Annotated in this window: 18 protein-coding genes and 3 pseudogenes; 12 read left to right on the top strand and 9 right to left on the bottom strand. The window is 56.5% G+C overall.

Annotated elements, in window-relative coordinates; all coding sequences use genetic code 11:
• Positions 1–59 precede the first annotated feature (59 nt).
• Complete coding sequence (locus tag GH983_RS22095) at positions 60–293, top strand: hypothetical protein (protein ID WP_371418515.1); 234 nt, start codon at positions 60–62, stop codon at positions 291–293.
• Between the two features lie 53 nt (positions 294–346).
• Here GH983_RS22095 and GH983_RS24590 read toward each other — a convergent pair whose 3' ends face one another.
• Both GH983_RS24590 and GH983_RS22090 read right to left on the bottom strand, forming a co-directional pair.
• The gene (locus tag GH983_RS24590) at positions 347–580 is read right to left on the bottom strand and encodes a hypothetical protein (protein ID WP_371418513.1); all 234 of its coding nucleotides are present in this window, start codon (positions 578–580) and stop codon (positions 347–349) included.
• A 25-nt stretch (positions 581–605) separates the two neighbouring features.
• Positions 606–869: a hypothetical protein gene (locus GH983_RS22090; protein ID WP_153763683.1), complete on the bottom strand. Its 264-nt coding sequence runs from the start codon at positions 867–869 to the stop codon at positions 606–608.
• Between the two features lie 535 nt (positions 870–1,404).
• On the opposite strand from GH983_RS22090, the pseudogene GH983_RS22085 reads away from it, so the two are divergent.
• A pseudogene (locus GH983_RS22085) lies at positions 1,405–1,788 on the top strand (SMP-30/gluconolactonase/LRE family protein); the annotation flags it as partial.
• Between the two features lie 59 nt (positions 1,789–1,847).
• A protein-coding gene (locus GH983_RS22080) for an IS5 family transposase (RefSeq protein WP_246727627.1) occupies positions 1,848–2,629 on the top strand; the annotation gives its coding sequence in 2 pieces (ribosomal slippage) (positions 1,848–2,178 and positions 2,178–2,629; 783 coding nt in all).
• A 29-nt stretch (positions 2,630–2,658) separates the two neighbouring features.
• Here GH983_RS22080 and GH983_RS22075 read toward each other — a convergent pair.
• A complete protein-coding gene (locus tag GH983_RS22075; RefSeq protein ID WP_153763682.1) occupies positions 2,659–2,931 on the bottom strand; it encodes a hypothetical protein in 273 nt (90 codons plus the stop codon).
• 138 nt (positions 2,932–3,069) lie between these two features.
• Between GH983_RS22075 and GH983_RS22070 the strand changes: the two genes are divergently transcribed.
• From GH983_RS22070 to GH983_RS22060, 3 genes are all read left to right on the top strand, one after another.
• Positions 3,070–3,471 carry a YsnF/AvaK domain-containing protein gene (locus tag GH983_RS22070; protein ID WP_153763681.1) on the top strand — a complete coding sequence of 134 codons (402 nt, stop codon included), beginning with the start codon at positions 3,070–3,072 and terminating at the stop codon, positions 3,469–3,471.
• Positions 3,468–4,352: a YsnF/AvaK domain-containing protein gene (locus GH983_RS22065; protein ID WP_153763680.1), complete on the top strand. Its 885-nt coding sequence runs from the start codon at positions 3,468–3,470 to the stop codon at positions 4,350–4,352. Before GH983_RS22070 ends, GH983_RS22065 begins: the two co-directional genes overlap by 4 nt.
• 221 nt (positions 4,353–4,573) lie before the next feature.
• The gene (locus GH983_RS22060; RefSeq protein ID WP_153763679.1) at positions 4,574–5,050 is read left to right on the top strand and encodes an MgtC/SapB family protein; all 477 of its coding nucleotides are present in this window, start codon (positions 4,574–4,576) and stop codon (positions 5,048–5,050) included.
• A gap of 75 nt (positions 5,051–5,125) precedes the next feature.
• Here GH983_RS22060 and GH983_RS22055 read toward each other — a convergent pair.
• A protein-coding gene (locus GH983_RS22055; protein ID WP_153763678.1) for an IS3 family transposase occupies positions 5,126–6,477 on the bottom strand; the annotation gives its coding sequence in 2 pieces (ribosomal slippage) (positions 5,126–6,141 and positions 6,141–6,477; 1,353 coding nt in all).
• Positions 6,478–6,524: 47 nt separating this feature from the next.
• The gene (locus GH983_RS22050; protein ID WP_246727625.1) at positions 6,525–7,028 is read right to left on the bottom strand and encodes an FAD/NAD(P)-binding protein; all 504 of its coding nucleotides are present in this window, start codon (positions 7,026–7,028) and stop codon (positions 6,525–6,527) included.
• A gap of 275 nt (positions 7,029–7,303) precedes the next feature.
• Here GH983_RS22050 and GH983_RS22045 point away from each other — a divergent pair, with 275 nt between their 5' ends.
• Genes GH983_RS22045 through GH983_RS22030 form a run of 4 tightly spaced genes read left to right on the top strand, consistent with a single transcriptional unit; the run spans position 7,304 to position 13,324 of the window.
• Complete coding sequence (locus GH983_RS22045; protein WP_153763677.1) at positions 7,304–10,750, top strand: response regulator; 3,447 nt, start codon at positions 7,304–7,306, stop codon at positions 10,748–10,750.
• Complete coding sequence (locus GH983_RS22040; RefSeq protein ID WP_153763676.1) at positions 10,747–11,580, top strand: protein-glutamate O-methyltransferase CheR; 834 nt, start codon at positions 10,747–10,749, stop codon at positions 11,578–11,580. Before GH983_RS22045 ends, GH983_RS22040 begins: the two co-directional genes overlap by 4 nt.
• Positions 11,577–12,149 (top strand): chemotaxis protein CheB, encoded by a 573-nt coding sequence (locus GH983_RS22035; RefSeq protein ID WP_153763675.1) that lies wholly within the window; start codon positions 11,577–11,579, stop codon positions 12,147–12,149. The genes GH983_RS22040 and GH983_RS22035 overlap by 4 nt, the downstream gene beginning before the upstream one ends.
• On the top strand, positions 12,146–13,324 hold the full coding sequence (locus tag GH983_RS22030; protein WP_153763674.1) for a hybrid sensor histidine kinase/response regulator: 1,179 nt from the start codon (positions 12,146–12,148) through the stop codon (positions 13,322–13,324). Before GH983_RS22035 ends, GH983_RS22030 begins: the two co-directional genes overlap by 4 nt.
• Before the next feature lie 273 nt (positions 13,325–13,597).
• Here GH983_RS22030 and GH983_RS22025 read toward each other — a convergent pair whose 3' ends face one another.
• From GH983_RS22025 to GH983_RS22005, 4 genes and pseudogenes are all read right to left on the bottom strand, one after another.
• Positions 13,598–14,257 (bottom strand): HWE histidine kinase domain-containing protein, encoded by a 660-nt coding sequence (locus tag GH983_RS22025; RefSeq protein ID WP_256367285.1) that lies wholly within the window; start codon positions 14,255–14,257, stop codon positions 13,598–13,600.
• 306 nt (positions 14,258–14,563) lie between these two features.
• Positions 14,564–14,959 carry a PAS domain-containing protein gene (locus GH983_RS22020; RefSeq protein WP_153763672.1) on the bottom strand — a complete coding sequence of 132 codons (396 nt, stop codon included), beginning with the start codon at positions 14,957–14,959 and terminating at the stop codon, positions 14,564–14,566.
• 1,458 nt (positions 14,960–16,417) lie between these two features.
• A complete protein-coding gene (locus tag GH983_RS22010; RefSeq protein WP_153763671.1) occupies positions 16,418–16,699 on the bottom strand; it encodes a hypothetical protein in 282 nt (93 codons plus the stop codon).
• A 30-nt stretch (positions 16,700–16,729) separates the two neighbouring features.
• Positions 16,730–17,507 (bottom strand): annotated as a pseudogene (locus tag GH983_RS22005) (IS5 family transposase).
• A 56-nt stretch (positions 17,508–17,563) separates the two neighbouring features.
• Between GH983_RS22005 and GH983_RS22000 the strand changes: the two are divergent.
• Together GH983_RS22000 and GH983_RS24585 are read left to right on the top strand one after the other, a co-directional pair.
• A pseudogene (locus GH983_RS22000) lies at positions 17,564–18,268 on the top strand (diguanylate cyclase domain-containing protein); the annotation flags it as partial.
• A gap of 10 nt (positions 18,269–18,278) precedes the next feature.
• On the top strand, positions 18,279–18,473 hold the full coding sequence (locus tag GH983_RS24585; RefSeq protein WP_153763670.1) for a diguanylate cyclase domain-containing protein: 195 nt from the start codon (positions 18,279–18,281) through the stop codon (positions 18,471–18,473).
• Positions 18,474–18,652: the final 179 nt, after the last annotated feature.

Genomic DNA, 18,652 nt, shown 5'->3' with positions numbered 1-18,652 from the left:
CCCAAACCCTGATTTCGGTTTTTGGCGGAACTTGCTGGCCGACGGCTCGTTTGGCCAGGATGCCGAGGTACTTTTTCAACATACGTACAGATCGTGAGACACTCCTTGACGAGGAGGGTATCTCCTTCGCCTCGTCCGAACATGCGGTCAAGGAGGCACGTCTGGCCGCGAAGGAGATGGCTGCGGAAGCGGTGCTCAGAGAAGAGGCTGTGGACGGGACAGGGATCGACGTGCTCGACGAAGACGGCAACCTTATTGCCTCCGTCCTCTTGGCTAACATGCTCAAGATCTAGCTCAAACGTCGCCGAGCCACCTGACGTGTCAGATCTTGAAGGTCATTTCAGATCTAGAGGCCCGCGACAGTCGTCAGCCACACCGTAGCGACACATCTGTCCCCTTCGTCACATATCTCGATACGCTTCTCGCGGTCTAGGGTGCCACTTAGTTGATCTTGTACTGCCATGTCTCGAGCCGCCATTATCGCTGTGACATGCGCGGCATCAGCGCTGGTGAACAGACCGCCCTCTTTATCGCGTTCCAATCGATGACGTGTGCGAACATGGAAGACATAGCGTGGCATCTTGAACATCCCGGTATTCGGCTGATCAGTGGAGTTGTGAAAGTGGAGGCAGCTCATCCAGATCAATAAAACGCCCGAGGCTGCGCAGATGGGCGGCAATCTCCCGACGCAAATGTTCGCGACGACCGTAGCGGTCACAGATTACCTGGACATCCGTGATGACTTGTTCGTACATCTCCTCCGGAACCTCCGCCTCCCCCATGAGGTAGATGTCATGGCCGATGGCAATCATCTGCGCCCCTGCTGCCAATATGTCGGCGACGAAATCAGGTATCTCTTCTGCTCGCATTTTCCGGCTCATCATTGGCTTAAATCAGACGACCGTCAGATTAAGAGGTCCCTCCCAGAACCGAGTAGCCAAGTCACCGTTCCGGGAACAAACTCCCTTTTCGCCCAGAACAGCTGAGTCACCCAGTCGCTAATCCTTCCCATTGTGACCAGCAAGTTGCAGCTCAGGGACAACACTTTGCCGTATTGAGGAACTGCCGGGCCGGGAGTGCGTTGCTCACTTGGAAAATGCACCGTGTCAACCGGACGCAATGAAATGGAAAACACGAGGGTTTTTCCGGTTTCACCTTGTGGCCAACGAAATGGCAGACGAGTTCTTACGTCATCCGGTGCGTTTTCTGCCCCTCCTTTGCTAGAACCCGCTGCTCGTCAACTTGCAACCAGACGAGCGCCGGACTTGAATGGCCGCCGGTACCTTTGCCTCCCCCTAGAATGGTACCCCATGGTGAGAGATCGTTGTGCCGTGCGGCGATTTCCTGCATAAGGGTTGATGAAGCTGCCAACGTCCGGCTGTCCATAGCGCTTCCAAGCTCTACAGTTATTCGTTTGATCTAAGAGAAAGTCACCTGTTGGATCGTGGTACCTTGCTATCAGGTTTTGAGCGTGGACTTCCAGACGGGTCATGCCTGGATGATGAGGGGTATATCTGGAACTGCCGCGTGGGCGGCGGAAACTGCTTAGTTCGCATTCATCCGGAAGGAATTCTCGATTGCGTAATTGAGCTTCCCTGCTCTTCGCCGACCAGTTGCACCTTCGGTGGGAAGCATCTGGACACTCTGTATGTGACCTCAGCTCGCTTCGGGATGACCAGCGATGATGTACGGTCCAATCCGCAAAAGGGTGCGCTCTTCGCCGTCAATACGGGGCACAGAGGTATGCCCGCGAACCGATTTGGGAGGCAGGGACTTAGGTCGTGTTGACAAAGTGGATTCCCAAATCAGCGGAAGCGTGATTCAAGACTGCCTTTTAGGAGGCAGTTTTGGCGCGCGGCGACCTGACGGATATGGAATGGCGGATCATTGAGGGGCTGTTGCCCACCGAACGGGGTAGGAGGTCCCGACCCTCGCACGATAATCGGCAGTATCTGAACGGCATGCTGCATGTTCTCCGGGTCGGCTGCCCATGGCGCGACATGCATGAGCGCTACGGGAAGTGGAACTCCGTCTATGTGCGCTTCCGCCGTTGGGCCGAACAGGGCGTTTGGGACGCTCTGCTTGAGACCCTCGTTGAACTGGGGCTGACGGATGACTGGCAGCACATGATCGACAGCACCACGGTTCGCGGCCATTCGCAGGCTGCGGGCGCTAAAGGGGGACTTATCAGGAGGCTTTTGGTCGATCACGCGGCGGCTTTACGACGAAAATCCACGCCCGAGCAGACGGTCAGGGACGCCCTCTTGGCTTCGTCCTGACGGGCGGAGAGGCTTCGGACTATAACGCCGTTCCTGACTTGTTGGCTATACCGGTCGGCAAACCGAGACTGTTCCTTGCAGACAAGGGCTACGACGGTGATTTCCTGCGTGAAGAACTCCTGATCCACGGCATCAGGCCGGTCATTCCGCCGAAGGCCAACCGGAAGAACCCGCCTGCCTGCGACTTCCGGGCCTATAAGGATCGAAACCGCATCGAGCGGATGTTCAACCGCCTCAAGCAGTTCCGTCGCGTCGCGACCCGATACGACAAGACCCGAAAATCCTTCTCAGCATTCCTCGCCCTGGCCGCCGCAAAGATATGGCTGCCATACTTTGTCAACAGGACCTAGTTGATTGATCGCCGCTCATAAATGCAGCTTCATACGACACGCAGCTGTGGTCTGCGACGATACCGCTCAAGACGTACGTGGACCATCTCGCCTGACACTTCAGCGACGCTGAGGGAATAGCGAAAACGATCGGCGATTGGCTTCAGCTGATCCAACGCCTGCACCGATATCTCACGCTCCAGGACGGGATTGCCCTGCGCGAGCAGCACGCTCAAAGCGCCGACTTCGACGCCAAGGTTAAACTCCTCATCCCGGCCGGGAAAGCGTATCCGCACATCCTCGATGATCTCGATCTTCCGCATTTGGAGTCCCCAAGTTCTACCGGCATCTTGGACCGCCTTGGTTAATGATCAGAAAACGTCTTCATGTGTTTGAGGATGTGGAGGGCGGGAACTTTAGCGAAATACTAACGTTCTCATGTCGATCCGAAAGCGAAAACGATGCCCCAAGTTGACCAGCCCAAAATAGAACTCGTTGAAGAAACGGTCAGCATTGATACCGAGCGTGTCATGACAGGCCGCGTGCGGGTTGCGACGCAGACCGAGTTTGTCGAAGAATTTGCCCACGCTTCGCTAGGCGGTGAACGTGTCGAGGTAACACGCGTACCGGTAGGCCAAGAAGTCACTGCTGTCCCGCAGACCCGGGTTGAAGGTGACGTCACCATCATTCCGGTTTTGGAAGAAATTGTCGTTGTGGAGAAGAGGCTGATGCTGGTCGAAGAAATCCGCATTCGCAAACTCGCAACCATAGAAGATGTGTCCGTTCCGGTCACTCTTCGCAAGCAGCGCGCAACAGTGGAGAGGCGCGATATCGAAGCTCGTAACGAGGAGACATCACGATGAGCTACACCAATCAAACTGGTCAAACGTCAGCAACGAACACCAATACCATAACCGCATTCTTCGACAGTCGCTCGGATGCTGATAATGCTGTCGAGCGCCTGATCGATGCCGGCCTCCCGCGCTCGTCAATACAACTGATCGAAGGCGCAACCGCCGAGGCAGTCTCCGGGTCGCGAACGGAAGAAAGTGGTTTTTGGGCGGCGCTCGAAAACTTCTTCTTCCCGGACGACGATCGCAGCACCTACGCTGAGGGCCTGCGACGCGGCGGCTACCTCGTTACGGTCACAGGCTATCCACTGGACATGCACGACACCGCACTCGACATCCTTGATGACGAAGGCAGCATCGATCTCGACGAGCGCACGCGCGCCTGGGAGTCTGAGGGCTGGTCGCGCTCAGGAAGCATCACCTCGTCTCGTTCGACGCAGTTTGAAAACAACGCGACCGGGTACCAGGCGGAGCAGCTGAATTCTGAACATGACGACGTTATTCCCGTCGTTGAAGAAGAGCTGCGCGTCGGCAAGCGTGACATCAACAACGGTCGGGTTCGCGTCCGCTCCTATGTGACGGAAATGCCGGTCAGCGAAAACATTTCGCTTCGCGACGAGAACGTCGAGATCACGCGTCGCCCGGTTGATCGTCCAGTGAGTGCTACAGACAGTGCGTTCATCGACCGCACGATCGAAGCGGAAGAACACCATGAAGAGGCTGTCGTCTCGAAGGACGCGCGCGTCGTCGAGGAGATCGGGCTTCGCATAACAGCCGAGCAGCGTGAAGAGACGATCACGGACACGATCCGCAAAACCGACGTTGAGATTGAGGATGACCGTGAGAGCGGTATGGTACGCAAAGACGGCACAAGCGGCATTCAGCGCGACTAAGACCAGTGAATGAGCGATAGACGGCGGTGTCAAGCACCGCCGTTTTCCGTTTCACTGCCCCTTCTATTTGGGTACCTTTGCTCGCAAAATTATCTCCGCAAAGCTTGTTGAACTCGGTCCGAAGTCGGATAAGCCCAAGACGTCAACTAGCTGGCATTTGCAATTCTCCTGCTCATCAAAGTCCAACAGGATTAGAGGCTGGACACGGAAGATCTTCATCGATGCATGAGATATGGACAACGATAGCCGCGGAATTCGCCGACATTCCCGATACCTCCACAATTACCCTAATCACCGTCCGCCTCTTGGTCGCGGCGGTGTTAGGCGGGATCCTTGGTTACGAACGTGAACGGAAACGGCGAAGTGCTGGCGTGCGAACCCATATGCTGGTCGCCGTTGGTGCGGCACTCTTCGTGATCGGACCCCTTCAGAGCGGTATGGAAGTAGGGGACCTATCGCGCGTCTTGCAAGGGGTTATACAGGGTATCGGCTTTCTAGGGGCAGGCGCGATACTCATTCGTTCATCACCGCGCCAAATCGAGGGGCTCACCACAGCGGCAAGTATTTGGGCGACAGCTGGGATCGGCATCATCGCGGGATTGGGGCTCGAATCAACTGCGGTACTATCGACAGTAGTCGTACTGCTCATCCTGGCCGTCGTGCCCCTAGTTCTGCCGAAGAACGAAGATCCTGAATAATTGTCCGTCGTCGAATAATTTGAGACTTTTGGGGCTCTGGAAGAATGGAGTTTCCGGCTCGGTTTGCGGATTGATTTAAGCTGCTTTGGCCTGGTGGTTCAAGCGGCGCTGTCTGATGGTGTCGCGTTTGATCCTTTCGCGTTCGAGCAGGATGGTCTGTCCGCGTCCGAAGTAGACGTCGGCCGGAGTGAGATTGTCGAGGCTTTCGTGGTATCGACGATGATTGTAATGCTCGACGAAGGCCGCGATCTGCGCCTCAAGGTCTTCCTTGAAGAAGTAGTTTTCCAGCAGGATGCGGTTCTTCAACGTCTGATGCCAGCGCTCGATTTTCCCTTGTGTCTGCGGATGGCCGGGAGCGCCATGAACCTGGTTGATCTTGTATGTCTCCAGCCATTCACCGAGATCGGAAGCGACGTAACACGGGCCGTTGTCGGACAGCAGGCGCGGCCGGTGTTCGACCTTGACCTTGTCGCAGCCTGAGGCGGCCAGCGCCAAGTCGAGCGTGTCGGTGACGTCGTCCACCTTCATGCTGGTGCACAGCTTCCAGGCAATGATGTAGCGGGAATAGTCGTCGAGAATGGTCGACAGGTAGAACCATCCCCAGCCGATGACCTTCAGGTAGGTGAAGTCGGTTTGCCACATCTCGTTCGGCCGCGTGGTCTTGTCCTTGAACTCATCGTTGGCCTTGATGACGATATAGGCTGGCGACGTGATCAGATCATGGGCCTTGAGCAGGCGGTAGACCGAAGCCTCTGACACGAAGTAGCTTTCCGTGTCGGTGAACTTCACCGCCAGCTCGCGCGGCGACAGATCGGCGTGGTCCAGCGCCATGGTGACAATGCGATCCCTGATATCGTCAGGAATGCGGTTCCACACCCGTGATGGCGCAGAAGTCCGGTCTTCCAGCCCCTCGACGCCATGGGTCTGGAACCGGTCATACCATCGATAGAAGGTAGGTCTCGGAATGCCGAGCTTTTCGAGTGTCTGCCTGACTGACAAATGCGACTGCTCGACCAGCCGGATGATCTCAAGCTTTTCGGTGGCGGGATATCTCATTCGTCGTCGCCCCCATGCCCGATCATGCTTTTTTTGAGCAGGCGGTTCTCCAGGGTGAGGTCGGCCACCGCCTCCTTCAGGTCGCGGCTCTCCTTACGCAGCGCCTTCACCTCGTCACTCGTTGCCGAACGGGAGGTATCGCCCGCAAGGCGCTTCTTGCCAGCTTCGAGGAATTCCTTCGACCAGCTATAATACAGGCTCTCGGCGATCCCCTCGCGGCGGCAGATCGCGGCGATGCTGTCTTCGCCACGCAGGCCTTCCAGGACGACACGGATTTTGTCCCCGGCTGAATGGTGCTTGCGCGTGGCGCGGCGGATGTCCTTGATCGTCTTCTCTGCCGCCGATGTCTGCGGCCCGGATTTTTGTCTCATCTTCGCTTCCTGTGAATGAGCTACGATGAGCCGAAAATCCTCTCTTCTCAACTAAGCCAGGTCTGTCTCATGGGCGCTGATGTCGGACACTCCTCGCCCTCGGAATGGGCGACGCGCAGGCGTATCGCTTCCGGCTGGATTTCGATGTCCACCACCTTGTGGCGCGCGCGCACATAAATCTCATGACCGTGATCGGCGGCAATGGTCAGCATCCGCTCGAACTGCGCCTGCATGTAATCGCCCAGGACAAGGCGTGGATAGAACTCCCGCTCGCCGATCGTCTCGCGGCGAATGCCATGACGCATCAGCGCGTCGTCATCCTGCCGCCGCAACCAGTCGACCAGGGTCTCGGTGAAGGCCGGCAATTCGATGCTCGGGATGTTGGAGAGCATCGCCGGATCGTTCATGTCAGGGTGGTAAGGCGTGCCCTTTCCGGGCTCACCTTCCGCTTCGTAAAGGGTGATCGAGAGGGGAGTTGTGGGGCTCAGCAGATGTTTGAACGTGTAGAGGCCGGTGGGACCGGTACCGATAATCGCAATTCTGGAACGCATGGACACCTCGCTTGCCCAGAACTTGTCTGTCTCAGGCTCCGGATAATGGCAGCGGCGTGAACAGGTTCCCTGTACCCCCCGAAGAACCGGACACCTTGTCGTGACCCAAGCTGCAAATGCATTTCAATGGCTTCTTCACGATAGGGACGTCGGTCCCGTAGCAGCCGACACGCACCCATCGCCGAATGGTGAGGACCTCATTGAATTCGAGCGCTAGACTCAATACCTTCCAGCCGAATTGGGCGGCAAATCCTACAAACGAAAAGAGTTACCTGATGCATCGAAAAGCGTCCGCGACGGCAGCTACGCACTCATTTGGCTTGGAGCGGAATGTCTTCATCGGTCTCTCTTGCGCGTTCATCTTTCTACTCATCAGCACCGCAGTTTCGATTTACACCATCGACAATGTAAGGAGAAGCAACGCGAGTGTGACGCAAACACACGGGTTCATCGTCGCACTTGACCTGCTTCTCATCGACATTCAAGACGCCGAAAGCGGACTGCGAGGGTTCCTGCTAACCTCCGATGAGACCTATCTTTCGCCCTATCTCCGCGCCGTCCCCCAGATCGAAAGCCGCATCGCGAGCATCAATTCGACCGCCACTGATGAGATGCGTCAACGCGGAACCGTTCAGGCACTACGGGCCTACGTTTCTTCGAAGTTGGAAATTATGGCGCAGACCCTTCAGTTATTCCAGCGACAAGGAGAAGTGGAGGCGTTGGCCCTCGTGGCGTCGGACCGCGGCCGCAGTGACATGGAGGGTATTCGCGAAATGGTGGGCCAACTGCGGGATGAAGCGGGGGAAGATCGTAGCCAACGCTTGGCCGCGATGGAGACTTCGTACCTCATCGCGTGGGCCAGTGCTTTGTCTGCCGGCGTACTCGGTATTCTCCTGACACTCGTGATTTCGGCGCTGGTTCGCAAATCAGCCTTGAAGCAAAAGCGCGAGCATTGGTTGCGCGAGGCACAACTCGGGCTTACGTCTTCTGTGACAGGCGATCAGCCTATTAGTGAACTTGGAGCCAACATCCTTCGTTTCCTGACAAACTATCTCGGTGCGGTAGCCGGCGTTATGTATGTCGAGAACGCTGGCAGATTCCATCGGCTAGCCGCACATGGCGTACCATCAGACGCTGTTATGCCCACAAGCTTCGGTCAAAATGATAGTCTTTTTAGCCACGTTCTGCGGGATCACCATCCCATCGCGGTCGGGGAAGTGCCCGATGGCTACATCAACTTCGGCTCCGGCCTTGGACAAGAGAAACCCCGTTATCTTGCCTTGGCGCCTGCGATCGTCGAAGGCGACATCCGGTGCATGATTGAGCTCGGCTTTCTCTCGCCCATCAATGACCAGGTCCTGAAGCTTCTCGAGCACGTCTCCGAACTCATTGCGGTTGCGATCCGGTCGGCGGAGTTTCGAACGCGTCTCCAAGCGCTCCTTGAAGAGACGCAGCGGCAAGCAGAAGAACTGCAGGTTCAAGGAGAGGAACTGCGCGTTTCGAACGAGGAGCTGGAAGAACAAGGGCGCGCGCTGCGCGAACAGCAGGCGCGCCTTGAGCAGCAGCAGGCCGAACTTGAGCAGACAAATTCGCAGCTTGAAGAGCAGGCAGAGGAACTGGCGCAACAGCGCGACAGTCTCGAGCGCTCCAAGAATGCTATCGAAGCCAAGGCTAGAGAGGTCGAACAAGCAAGCCGCTACAAATCAGACTTCCTGGCAAACATGTCTCACGAACTGCGGACGCCTCTTAACTCATCGCTGATTCTGGCGAAGCTGCTTGCTGATAATCCGGAAGGCAACCTGACAGCACAGCAGGTGCAGTTTGCCCAGACGATCCAGTCCTCCGGCAACGATCTGCTGAACCTGATCAATGACATCCTTGATCTTTCGAAAATCGAAGCGGGTCACGTAGAGATCCATCCTGAAGCTGTATCTGTTGAGCGCATGGTCAATAGTCTGCGCCACATGTTCGAACCGCTGGCAACCAGCAAGGGACTGGAGCTGAATGTCACTGTCGCGGCATCAGTGCCCCCCATCGTTCAGACCGACGGACAGCGTCTCGAACAGGTGCTCAAAAACCTCTTGGCCAATGCTTTAAAGTTCACCGAGAAAGGTAATGTGTCGCTGGACGTTCGCCGACACGCCGATGGGCAACTTGCATTCGACATCAAGGACACAGGCATCGGCATACCCGAAGAGCAGCAAAAGCAGATATTCGAAGCCTTCCACCAAGCAGACAGCACGATAAGTCGCAGATTCGGCGGCACGGGCCTAGGGCTGTCGATCTCGCGCGAGCTCGTCCGACTGCTTGGCGGCTACCTGTCACTGGAAAGCAGGGTTGGTAGCGGCAGTACGTTTACGGTTGTCATCCCCGCTGAATTTAAAACCAAGCTCGCCCCGCCAGCAGGGCAAGAGGTCGCTCGTCAGACTGAGACAGCCGCGATGCCAGTGTTGTCTCCCCCCTCCGAGAACTTTGCGAGTAAAGCAGAGGCGATTGCCTTCATCGAGGATGACCGGGCCACAGTCACCGATGCGGAGCGTAAGCTGCTCATCGTCGAGGACGATAAATCTTTCGCGCTCATCCTGCGCGATCTTTCCCAAGAACTTCGCTTCAAAGCCTTGGTGGCCGGCACCGCACACGAGGCTTTAGAGCTCGCCCATAAGTTCCTGCCGAATGCCATTCTTCTCGACGTGGGCCTTCCTGACCAGTCTGGATTGTCTGTGCTCGATCGCCTTAAGCGTGACGTTCGGACACGCCATATTCCTATCCACATTATCTCTGCTGAGGATTACTCAGAGCGTGCGCTTTCACTCGGCGCCGTCGGGTACGAACTTAAACCCGTCCAGCGCGATCATTTGATTTCAGTAATGGAATCTCTGGGTGCCAGGGCTGAACAAACACAGCGGCGCGTGTTGATCGTCGAGGACAACGTAGTGCAGCGCGAGGCCTTATCGAAGCTTCTCTCCTCGCACGACGTTGAGACAATCGGTGCCGGCACAGCTGCGGAGTGCATCGCTCTCCTTGCAGAACAGACCTTCGACTGCATGGTGCTGGATCTCTCCCTACCGGATGCTTCCGGCTTCGCGCTTCTGGAGACACTGAGCCAGGAAGGCATGCACTCGTTCCCGCCTGTGATCGTCTACACCGGTCGCGTTCTTTCCGCGGAGGAAGAGCAGAGGCTGCGCCGCTATTCGAAATCGATCATCATCAAGGGCGCCAAATCGCCGGAACGGCTCCTGGACGAGGTCACCCTCTTCCTCCACCAGGTGGTATCCGAACTGCCCGACGAGCAGCAGCAGATGATCCGCAAGGCGCGCAATCGCGACGAACTGCTGGAGGGACGCCGCATCCTGATCGTCGAGGACGACGTGCGCAATGTCTATGCGCTGACCAACATCCTCGAACCGCGCGGCGTGCTGGTTGAAATCGCCAGGAATGGCGAGGAGGCGATCGACAAGCTGGAGCAGTCGCTCGACAAGCCGGACGGACGCATCGATCTCGTTCTGATGGACGTCATGATGCCGGTGATGGACGGACTGACGGCAACACGGCATATCCGCAAGAATGCGGCCTGGCAGAAGCTGCCGATCATCACGCTGACGGCCAAGGCCATGCCGGACGACCAGAAGCGCTGCATCGAGGCGGGCGCCAACGACTATATGGCAAAGCCGCTCGACGTTGAAAAACTGCTGTCGCTCGTGCGCGTGTGGATGCCGCAGTGACCGAGACATTCGAAAAGGTCGAGGACATCGAGATCCGGCTTTTGCTGGAAGCCCTCTATCATCGCTACCATTACGATTTCCGCAGCTATGCGATGTCGTCGCTCCGTCGACGGCTCCGCCAGGCGCGGGAGCAGCTGGGCTTTGCGACGATTTCGGCCATGCAGGAACGGGTGCTGCACCATCCGGACATGCTTGCCGACATGCTGCGCTATCTGACGGTGCAGGTGAGCGAGATGTTTCGGGATCCCACCTATTTCGCGGCCATGCGCGAAAAGGTCATTCCGCACCTGCGCACCTATCCCTCGCTGAAAGTGTGGATCGCCGGATGCAGCTCGGGTGAAGAGCTCTATTCCTTTGTCATCCTGTTTCGTGAAGAGGGTCTTGAAGAGCGCACCATCTTCTACGCCACCGATATCAACCCCAATGCCCTCGCCCATGCAGAAACCGGGATCTACGACATCGAGCGGATCAAGCTGTTTACGGAGAACCATCGCGAATCCGGCGGCAAGGGCTCTCTGTCCGACTACTACTCCACCGGCTACAACCGCTGCATTTTCGACAAGAGCCTACGCCGAAACGTGGTGTTTTCGGATCATAGCCTGGTGACCGACCAGGTTTTCGGAGAGATGCAGCTCGTCTCCTGCCGCAATGTGATGATCTATTTCGACAGGGAACTGCAAGACCGCGCGGTTGGCTTGTTTCGGGATGCATTGCCGCGCAACGGGTTCCTCGGCCTTGGCTCGAAAGAAACGCTGCGGTTCTCCGCCCATGCCGAAAACTTCCGGGAGTTCGTTCGCGAAGAGAAGATCTATCAGAGGATCGGCTCATGAGCGACCAGGCTAAGGGGGCTGTGATCATTGGCGCATCGGCCGGCGCCCTTGAGGCTCTCACGGTGATCCTGGCATCGCTGCCGCCAAGATATCCGTTTCCAATTTTCGTTATCGTGCATCTGCCGCCGAAAAAGCGCAGTGTGCTCGCCGAAATCTTCGGAAGAAAATGCCAGCTCCGGTCCATCGAGGCGGAAGACAAGGAGCCGGTCGAGGCCGGCGTTATTTACTTCGCACCACCGGATTACCATTTGTTGCTCGAGGGGCGCGGTCAGATTTCCCTGTCGAATGAAGAAGAGGTGCTGTTTTCGCGCCCGTCTATAGACGTGGCTTTTGAAAGTGCGGCAGATGCATGGGGTGACAAGCTGACTGCGATCGTTCTCACAGGTGCCAACAATGACGGGGCGCATGGGCTCGCCGCTGTTGTGCGCGCCGGTGGCAAGGCAATCGTTCAGGAGCCGAGCGGCGCCTATGCGCAGGCCATGCCCGAAGCCGCCATTCGAGCCTGCCCGCAAGCACAAATCATGACGTTGCCCGACATTTCAACCTTTTTGCAGAATAAATCCCAATGAACCCCGCTGTTAAATTCCTTCTCGTCGACGATCTGCCGGAAAACCTCCTCTCCCTGGAGGCCCTGCTGCAGCGCGACGACCGCATGCTCCTCAAAGCCCGCTCCGGTGACGAGGCGCTGGAATTGCTTCTTCATCATGACGTGGCGCTGGCTTTGATCGACGTCCAGATGCCGGGCCTCAACGGTTTCGAACTGGCAGAACTGATGCGCGGGAACGAGCGCACCCGACGGGTTCCCATCATCTTCGTCACCGCCGGAACCCATACCGCCGAACGGCGCTTTCAGGGGTATGAAGCGGGCGCTGTCGATTTCATCCAAAAGCCGATCGAGCCGGATGCGCTTCGGAGCAAGGCGGAAGTGTTTGCCGAGCTTTACCTTCAACGGAAGAAGCTCGCCGAACAACGCGATTTGCTGGAAGACCAGACGCGCGCTCTGCAACTGGCGGATCAGCGCAAGAATGAGTTCATCGGGATCCTCGTCCACGAGTTGCGCAACCCCTTGGCAGCGCTGAACGGCGGGCTAAAGCTTCTTTCGAGACAGCCGGATAAAGTCAAGACCGAACAAATCCACGGCCTCATGCATGAGCAGATGGACCACATCATCCGGCTGGTTGACGATTTGCTGGACGTTTCGCGCATTACGCAGGGCAAGATCAATCTCAGCAAATCGGAATTCGAGTTAAAGGAAGCGATATCGACCGCACTGGAAATGACGCGCCCAACCGTCGAGGAGAAGCGCCATGCATTGACTTTGAGCGCACCCGAGCAGCCATGTATGATCTTGGCGGATAAGGTCCGATTGACGCAATGCGTTTCGAACCTTGTCAACAATGCTGCGAAGTACACCCCTCATGGGGGTCGTATCCAGATCACGCTAGAGCAGCATCCCGCCGGTTACCAAATCACCGTGACGGATAATGGACTGGGCTTAACCCAGGAAAGTTCAGAGGCGATCTTCAAGCTGTTCGAGCAAGTCGAAGAGCATAGAGACCACGCACATGGGGGCTTGGGCATAGGCCTTGCACTCGTCAAGCAACTCATCGAATTACATGGGGGTAGCGTTTCTGTGTCGAGCGACGGGCCGGGTCAGGGCAGTACCTTCAAACTCTATCTTCCTAAAGTGACTGAAGCGCCTGCGTGGGTGCCCGCTGCACCAGAGGACGATCGCGCTCCCTGAAGGAGAAAATTCGCTCCCTTGAACGACAGTAGCCCGGTCCTGCGTCGCCAGCGCTCGTCAATTGCAAAGAGCGCATTTGCAGTCATCGTCTGCCGTCCCATGTTCAATGCGTCGTCCCATCGGAAATCGAGCTCAGCGGGATATCGATCTTCATAAGGTAGCGCTCGTGAACCTGGACATCGATGGTCCCATGCCATTTGCTGACTACGAGCTGTTGGATCAGTTTCGTCCCAAGGCCATTTGACGATGAGGACGGGGCCCGCGCGACTTTTGTCACAGGATCGTCCCAGCGTATATGAAAAGTGCGGCTCTTTGGTTGCCCGGAGATATTCCAGGCCAAGGAAACAATACCATCGTCACCACCCAGACTTCCGTACTTGACGCTGTTGTGCAGAGCTCATTCAGTACAAGACCTAGGTCAAAACAAAGCTCAGCAGGAAGCTGTATATCACGTCCTTCCATCCGGATTCTGGCCGCTACCGGCGAGAGCGTATCTTCAGCAACTTTCTGGAAGCGAGTGTCGCTCCAGCCCTGCTGCGCGATTGCATGATTGGCGCGAGCAAGAGATGCCAGGCGCTGATTAAATGCCTCCCGAGCCTCTTCCGGGTCCTTTGAATGGCGAAAGGTCTGGGCGGCTATCGAACTTACTAGTTGCAGCATGTTACCTGCGCGGTGCGACATTTCCCGAATTAGCAGATTGCTTTGGGTTTTGGCCGCTTCTTTGCGCACGGCATTGGAGATGATGGCGGCAAGCGAGAGCAGGAAGTCTCGGTCACCTCTGTCAAAGGTTCTTCGTTCTGTGGCGTGGATTGCGATTACGCCGTAGGGCCGCCCTTCTGGTCCGGCTATGGTGACGCTCATGCCGCTGACCACTCCATGCTCCTTGAGCAGCGGGAGGCCCGGAGAAACGTTCCTCGAGCGCCAGCGCGTCAACAACGATTAGCTCCCCCGAAAGCAGAGTGTAACCAGCTTGGGATTCACGCTCGATACCGACACTCGCTACGCCAACAAGTCCTTCTGCCCATCCAACTCCCGCGACCAGCTGAGTTGATCTGCGGTATCCTCAAACGCCAGCACCTTAGTCAGTGGACATCAAGGGCTGTCGCCGCCGCCTCAACTATTCTGTTGAGAACGATCTGGAGCGCGGTATCTTGAAGAGCCAGTTGTCCGATCTCGGCAATTGCAGTCTGCTGCTGCAACCTTCGCTCCGTTACCCTGAGCGCCTGGTCCTTTTCGCGCTCAAGCCGTTTTGCGCTCCGTAATCTCGACGGCAGCCACACTTGCGCCGACAATATGCCCCAGCGCGTCAGTGACTGGTGACCAGAATTCCATCCAGAAGCGCTGCTCTTCCGGCTCCGCGGGAGTTTTGCCGGCTACCTCGAACGGGCCAATTGTTTCGCCAGTGTCTGTTATTTTCTTCATCAGGCCGCGCGCGACGTCCTCCAGATCCGGAACGATCTCGGAGACTGTTCGCCCTATGTGCTCTTCCGGCGCATAACCGTTGAACATCGCCATGGTTTCGTTCACGCGTAGAAATCGCAGATCGCGACTGAGAACGCACAATCCTACAGGAACGGCGTCATAGTCAGACGCAGCAGATTGCTGTGCTGACAAACCGGAGCTGGATGCATGCATTATCTCCTCCCATCATGGGCCAAAGCGTGAGATAGGCAGCTTCATCTACCGTATGACAAGTTCGCACACGCAGCCGAACCGCGCAACAGTTCTCACAGTCTAAACATAAGGCGAGAATATCGGGGAGCTACACCCGCTTGCATCAGTGTAGCATTCGGGCCGACAGACGCGATCCCATGTGAAAACACGAACAGTTAGATCTCTTCTGACGGGAAGATCGTAACCGAGGAAGCATAGAACGAATCCAGCTCGGAACAAGCCAACTCCGATATTCGCATAACCGAAAATAAATTGAGGCTGAAACCCGTGAACAAGTCGTCCTTGCGCGTTACAAAGAAGATATAAGCTGGATCTTGGACATACCCGTTGATTTCAAGGTGATTGTCTACAATAAAGGGGACGAGATCACGTCAGAAGAAATCTTGAAGCGGGCGGAGGTAATTAATCGACCGAATATCGGTCGTGAGTCTGAGACGTACATCCATCACATGATGACATCTTGGGAAAATACCGAAGATTATACAGTCTACAGCCAAGCCGAACCCGTTCCTGCATAGCCCCGACTTCTTAAAAGCTGCTGGCGGCGTGGCGTGATTGGGCTGATGTTCAAGCGCTCTCCTGGTGCTGGAAGGAGAACGGGACGTCCCCCCACGAGATTTGCTTGTCCGTCGCCAGAGCATCGTTGGAATGGTCGACTTCTCGTGAGGCCAGAGCTCTTTTCGCTCAACAACTGGGGGCCCGCTGGAGTTTTTCGATAAGGGCGCCCGAGGAATGGGCCTGGTCTATACCATGATCAACGGTGGTGCCCCGGAGCAGTTCAACATAGCAGCGCATGTGTTTCGGCGGTGGCAAGCTGGAAGCCTTGGCACAGGCTGCAGAAGCACACGCCGTGGGGTCTTTTCGTACGGGGCTATCTTTGCCGCACGCAATACATGCGCTTACAACATTCCGCGGGAAGCGCTGATACATCTGCGGAATTTCGCATGCGAGCCAATACCTGCGCATGGCTACATGCTGGAGCGTCTGTGGCTTCATCTTATGGGGAGCACCCTTTGTCAGGCCGAAATCGAAAACGATCGAAGCCCGACCTGCATATGAACTACCATCTCATTTGGTGCCTGTCCTGCGGGTGAAATAGACGTGGGTGTTGTTAGCCTCCTGAAGCCTTCGGAAGCAAGTATCCACCGCGGGTCTGGGAGCTCGCTGCCGGTGCCATATATAGGCCGCGGCTGCCGTCGCTCCCGGTTGATCGCTTGTAAGCTGCACCTTGAACCTAAGGCCTCACCAAGACATACAGATTATGTGTTTGAATGCGCGACAGACAAAATTCTATACAGGCATTACATTTTACATGTTCACAGTTGAACAGTTAAGTTTGACATTTGTCAGATCTTTACCGGAGGCTGCTAAGTTTACTCATTGGCAATACTCGGCAGAGTAATAATCATTCTTGTCGTTTTAATCGTCTTTGACGTTTGGGGTCATGTCGTGCCAGACGCCGGTTTTCTGCTGCTCATCAATGTATCGATTGGCGTCCTGTTCGCCGCTTCCTTCGTCGGATTCTCGCGGCAGAGCGGTTTCAAGCTGGGCTACTGGTGCGCTGCGGGTTTTGTAGCCGCGGCCTTGACCCCCTTGGCTGAATCCTTTGCGGAAACCCTCCCCGCTAAGCTTGTATCCAGCTTTTCTTATGGGTTTTTGCTCACCGCGCTTTCGTGCATCTTTATCGGGGTCTGGCAACATTATCATGTCGCGCGAGCACGGATGCCTACCCTAGGTCCTGTTGACAAAGTATGGCAGCCATATCTTTGCGGCGGCCAGGGCGAGGAATGCTGAGAAGGATTTTCGGGTCTTGTCGTATCGGGTCGCGACGCGACGGAACTGCTTGAGGCGGTTGAACATCCGCTCGATGCGGTTTCGATCCTTATAGCCCGGAAGTCGCAGGCAGGCGGTTCTTCCGGTTGGCCTTCGGCGGAATGACCGGCCTGATGCCGTGGATCAGGAGTTCTTCACGCAGGAAATCACCGTCGTAGCCCTTGTCTGCAAGGAACAGTCTCGGTTTGCCGACCGGTATAGCCAACAAGTCGGAACGGCGTTATAGTCCGAAGCCTCTCCGCCCGTCAGGACGAAGCCAAGAGGCGTCCCTGACCGTCTGCTCGGGCGTGGATTTTCGTCGTAAAGCCGCCGCGTGATCGACCAAAAGCCTCCTGATAAGTCCCCCTTTAGCGCCCGCAGCCTGCGAATGGCCGCGAACCGTGGTGCTGTCGATCATGTGCTGCCAGTCATCCGTCAGCCCCAGTTCAACGAGGGTCTCAAGCAGAGCGTCCCAAACGCCCTGTTCGGCCCAACGGCGGAAGCGCACATAGACGGAGTTCCACTTCCCGTAGCGCTCATGCATGTCGCGCCATGGGCAGCCGACCCGGAGAACATGCAGCATGCCGTTCAGATACTGCCGATTATCGTGCGAGGGTCGGGACCTCCTACCCCGTTCGGTGGGCAACAGCCCCTCAATGATCCGCCATTCCATATCCGTCAGGTCGCCGCGCGCCAAAACTGCCTCCTAAAAGGCAGTCTTGAATCACGCTTCCGCTGATTTGGGAATCCACTTTGTCAACACGACCTAGTTTTCAGTTTCACATCGATACTGTTTCATCAATTTGTACTGCTCGAAGCTCCCCGCGATGGGGCTTTGCATGCAATCGGCTACCAGCTCAGCTTTGCAGTGTTGAGCTTGCCTCAGCGATAGCGATCCTAGCCGGACGCCGTCGGCGGTCGCTGGACTTGGCTGTTTCTGCAGTATTCACCCTGTCGGGAATCCAGTTCCTGATCAAGAGTTGGCTGGCCTATCAGCTGACAACCGGAACCAGCACCCAAACCTACATCTACAGTCAATATGCCCTCTACTCGCAAACGGCAGGCGCCATATTGTCTCTGTCGCTCGGCATTGGTCTGCTCGCTCTGGTCGTCAGCGAAGTCTACGGAACCCGTCTTGATCGTGCCTTTCGCGACAGTCTTTCAGGACTGCTCGGACGCGATGCCTTCATAGAGGCCGCAACTCATGGTGAAGCCATCGATGGCTCTTGGCGACAGGGCTGTTTCTTGCTAGCGGATCTTGACCGCTTTAAAACCGTGAACGACACCTTCGGTCATGCGGCTGGAGACATGGTCATATCGACCTTCGGCAACCTCTTGCTTGAAGTGGCTCCATCTCGATCCCTCTGCGGTCGCTTCGGCGGTGAAGAATTTGCGATACTCCTACCGGAGATCGAGCTTCCCGAAGCGCGCGAGATCGCACGTCGAGTAGCCGCGAGACTAGAACACCATGGATTTTTCATTTGCTCCCGATACCCACTTCACGGTCAGCATCGGCATGACTGTATTCGGACATCGGGAACAGTTTTCGACCGTCTTGAAACGAGCCGATGTTGCCTTATACCGCGCCAAGCGGCTTGGCCGAAACCGGCATGAGATAGACCTCCCCGATCAGAACTTGGCCGCGAAGAGAGGCGCGAGATAGCAAAGAACGTGGCATGAGCGAGTTACAGAACAGAATTATACAACGGCTTTCCCGAACTGGAGTGGCAGTAGGTTCAGGCGTCCCCTATGCTCGGCACGCCTCTTTCCTTGCCGCGGCATTTGAGCTTTTCGTGCGGCGGGAGGACACCCAGAGGACGCGCTTCAAGTCCTGAGTTCACA

The sequence above is a fragment of the Agrobacterium sp. MA01 genome (genome assembly GCF_009650195.1).
In the GTDB taxonomy this organism is placed as follows: Bacteria; Pseudomonadota; Alphaproteobacteria; order Rhizobiales; family Rhizobiaceae; genus Allorhizobium.
The sequence above is the reverse complement of the archived record's forward strand: the minus strand, read 5'-3'. Positions and strand labels throughout refer to the sequence as shown.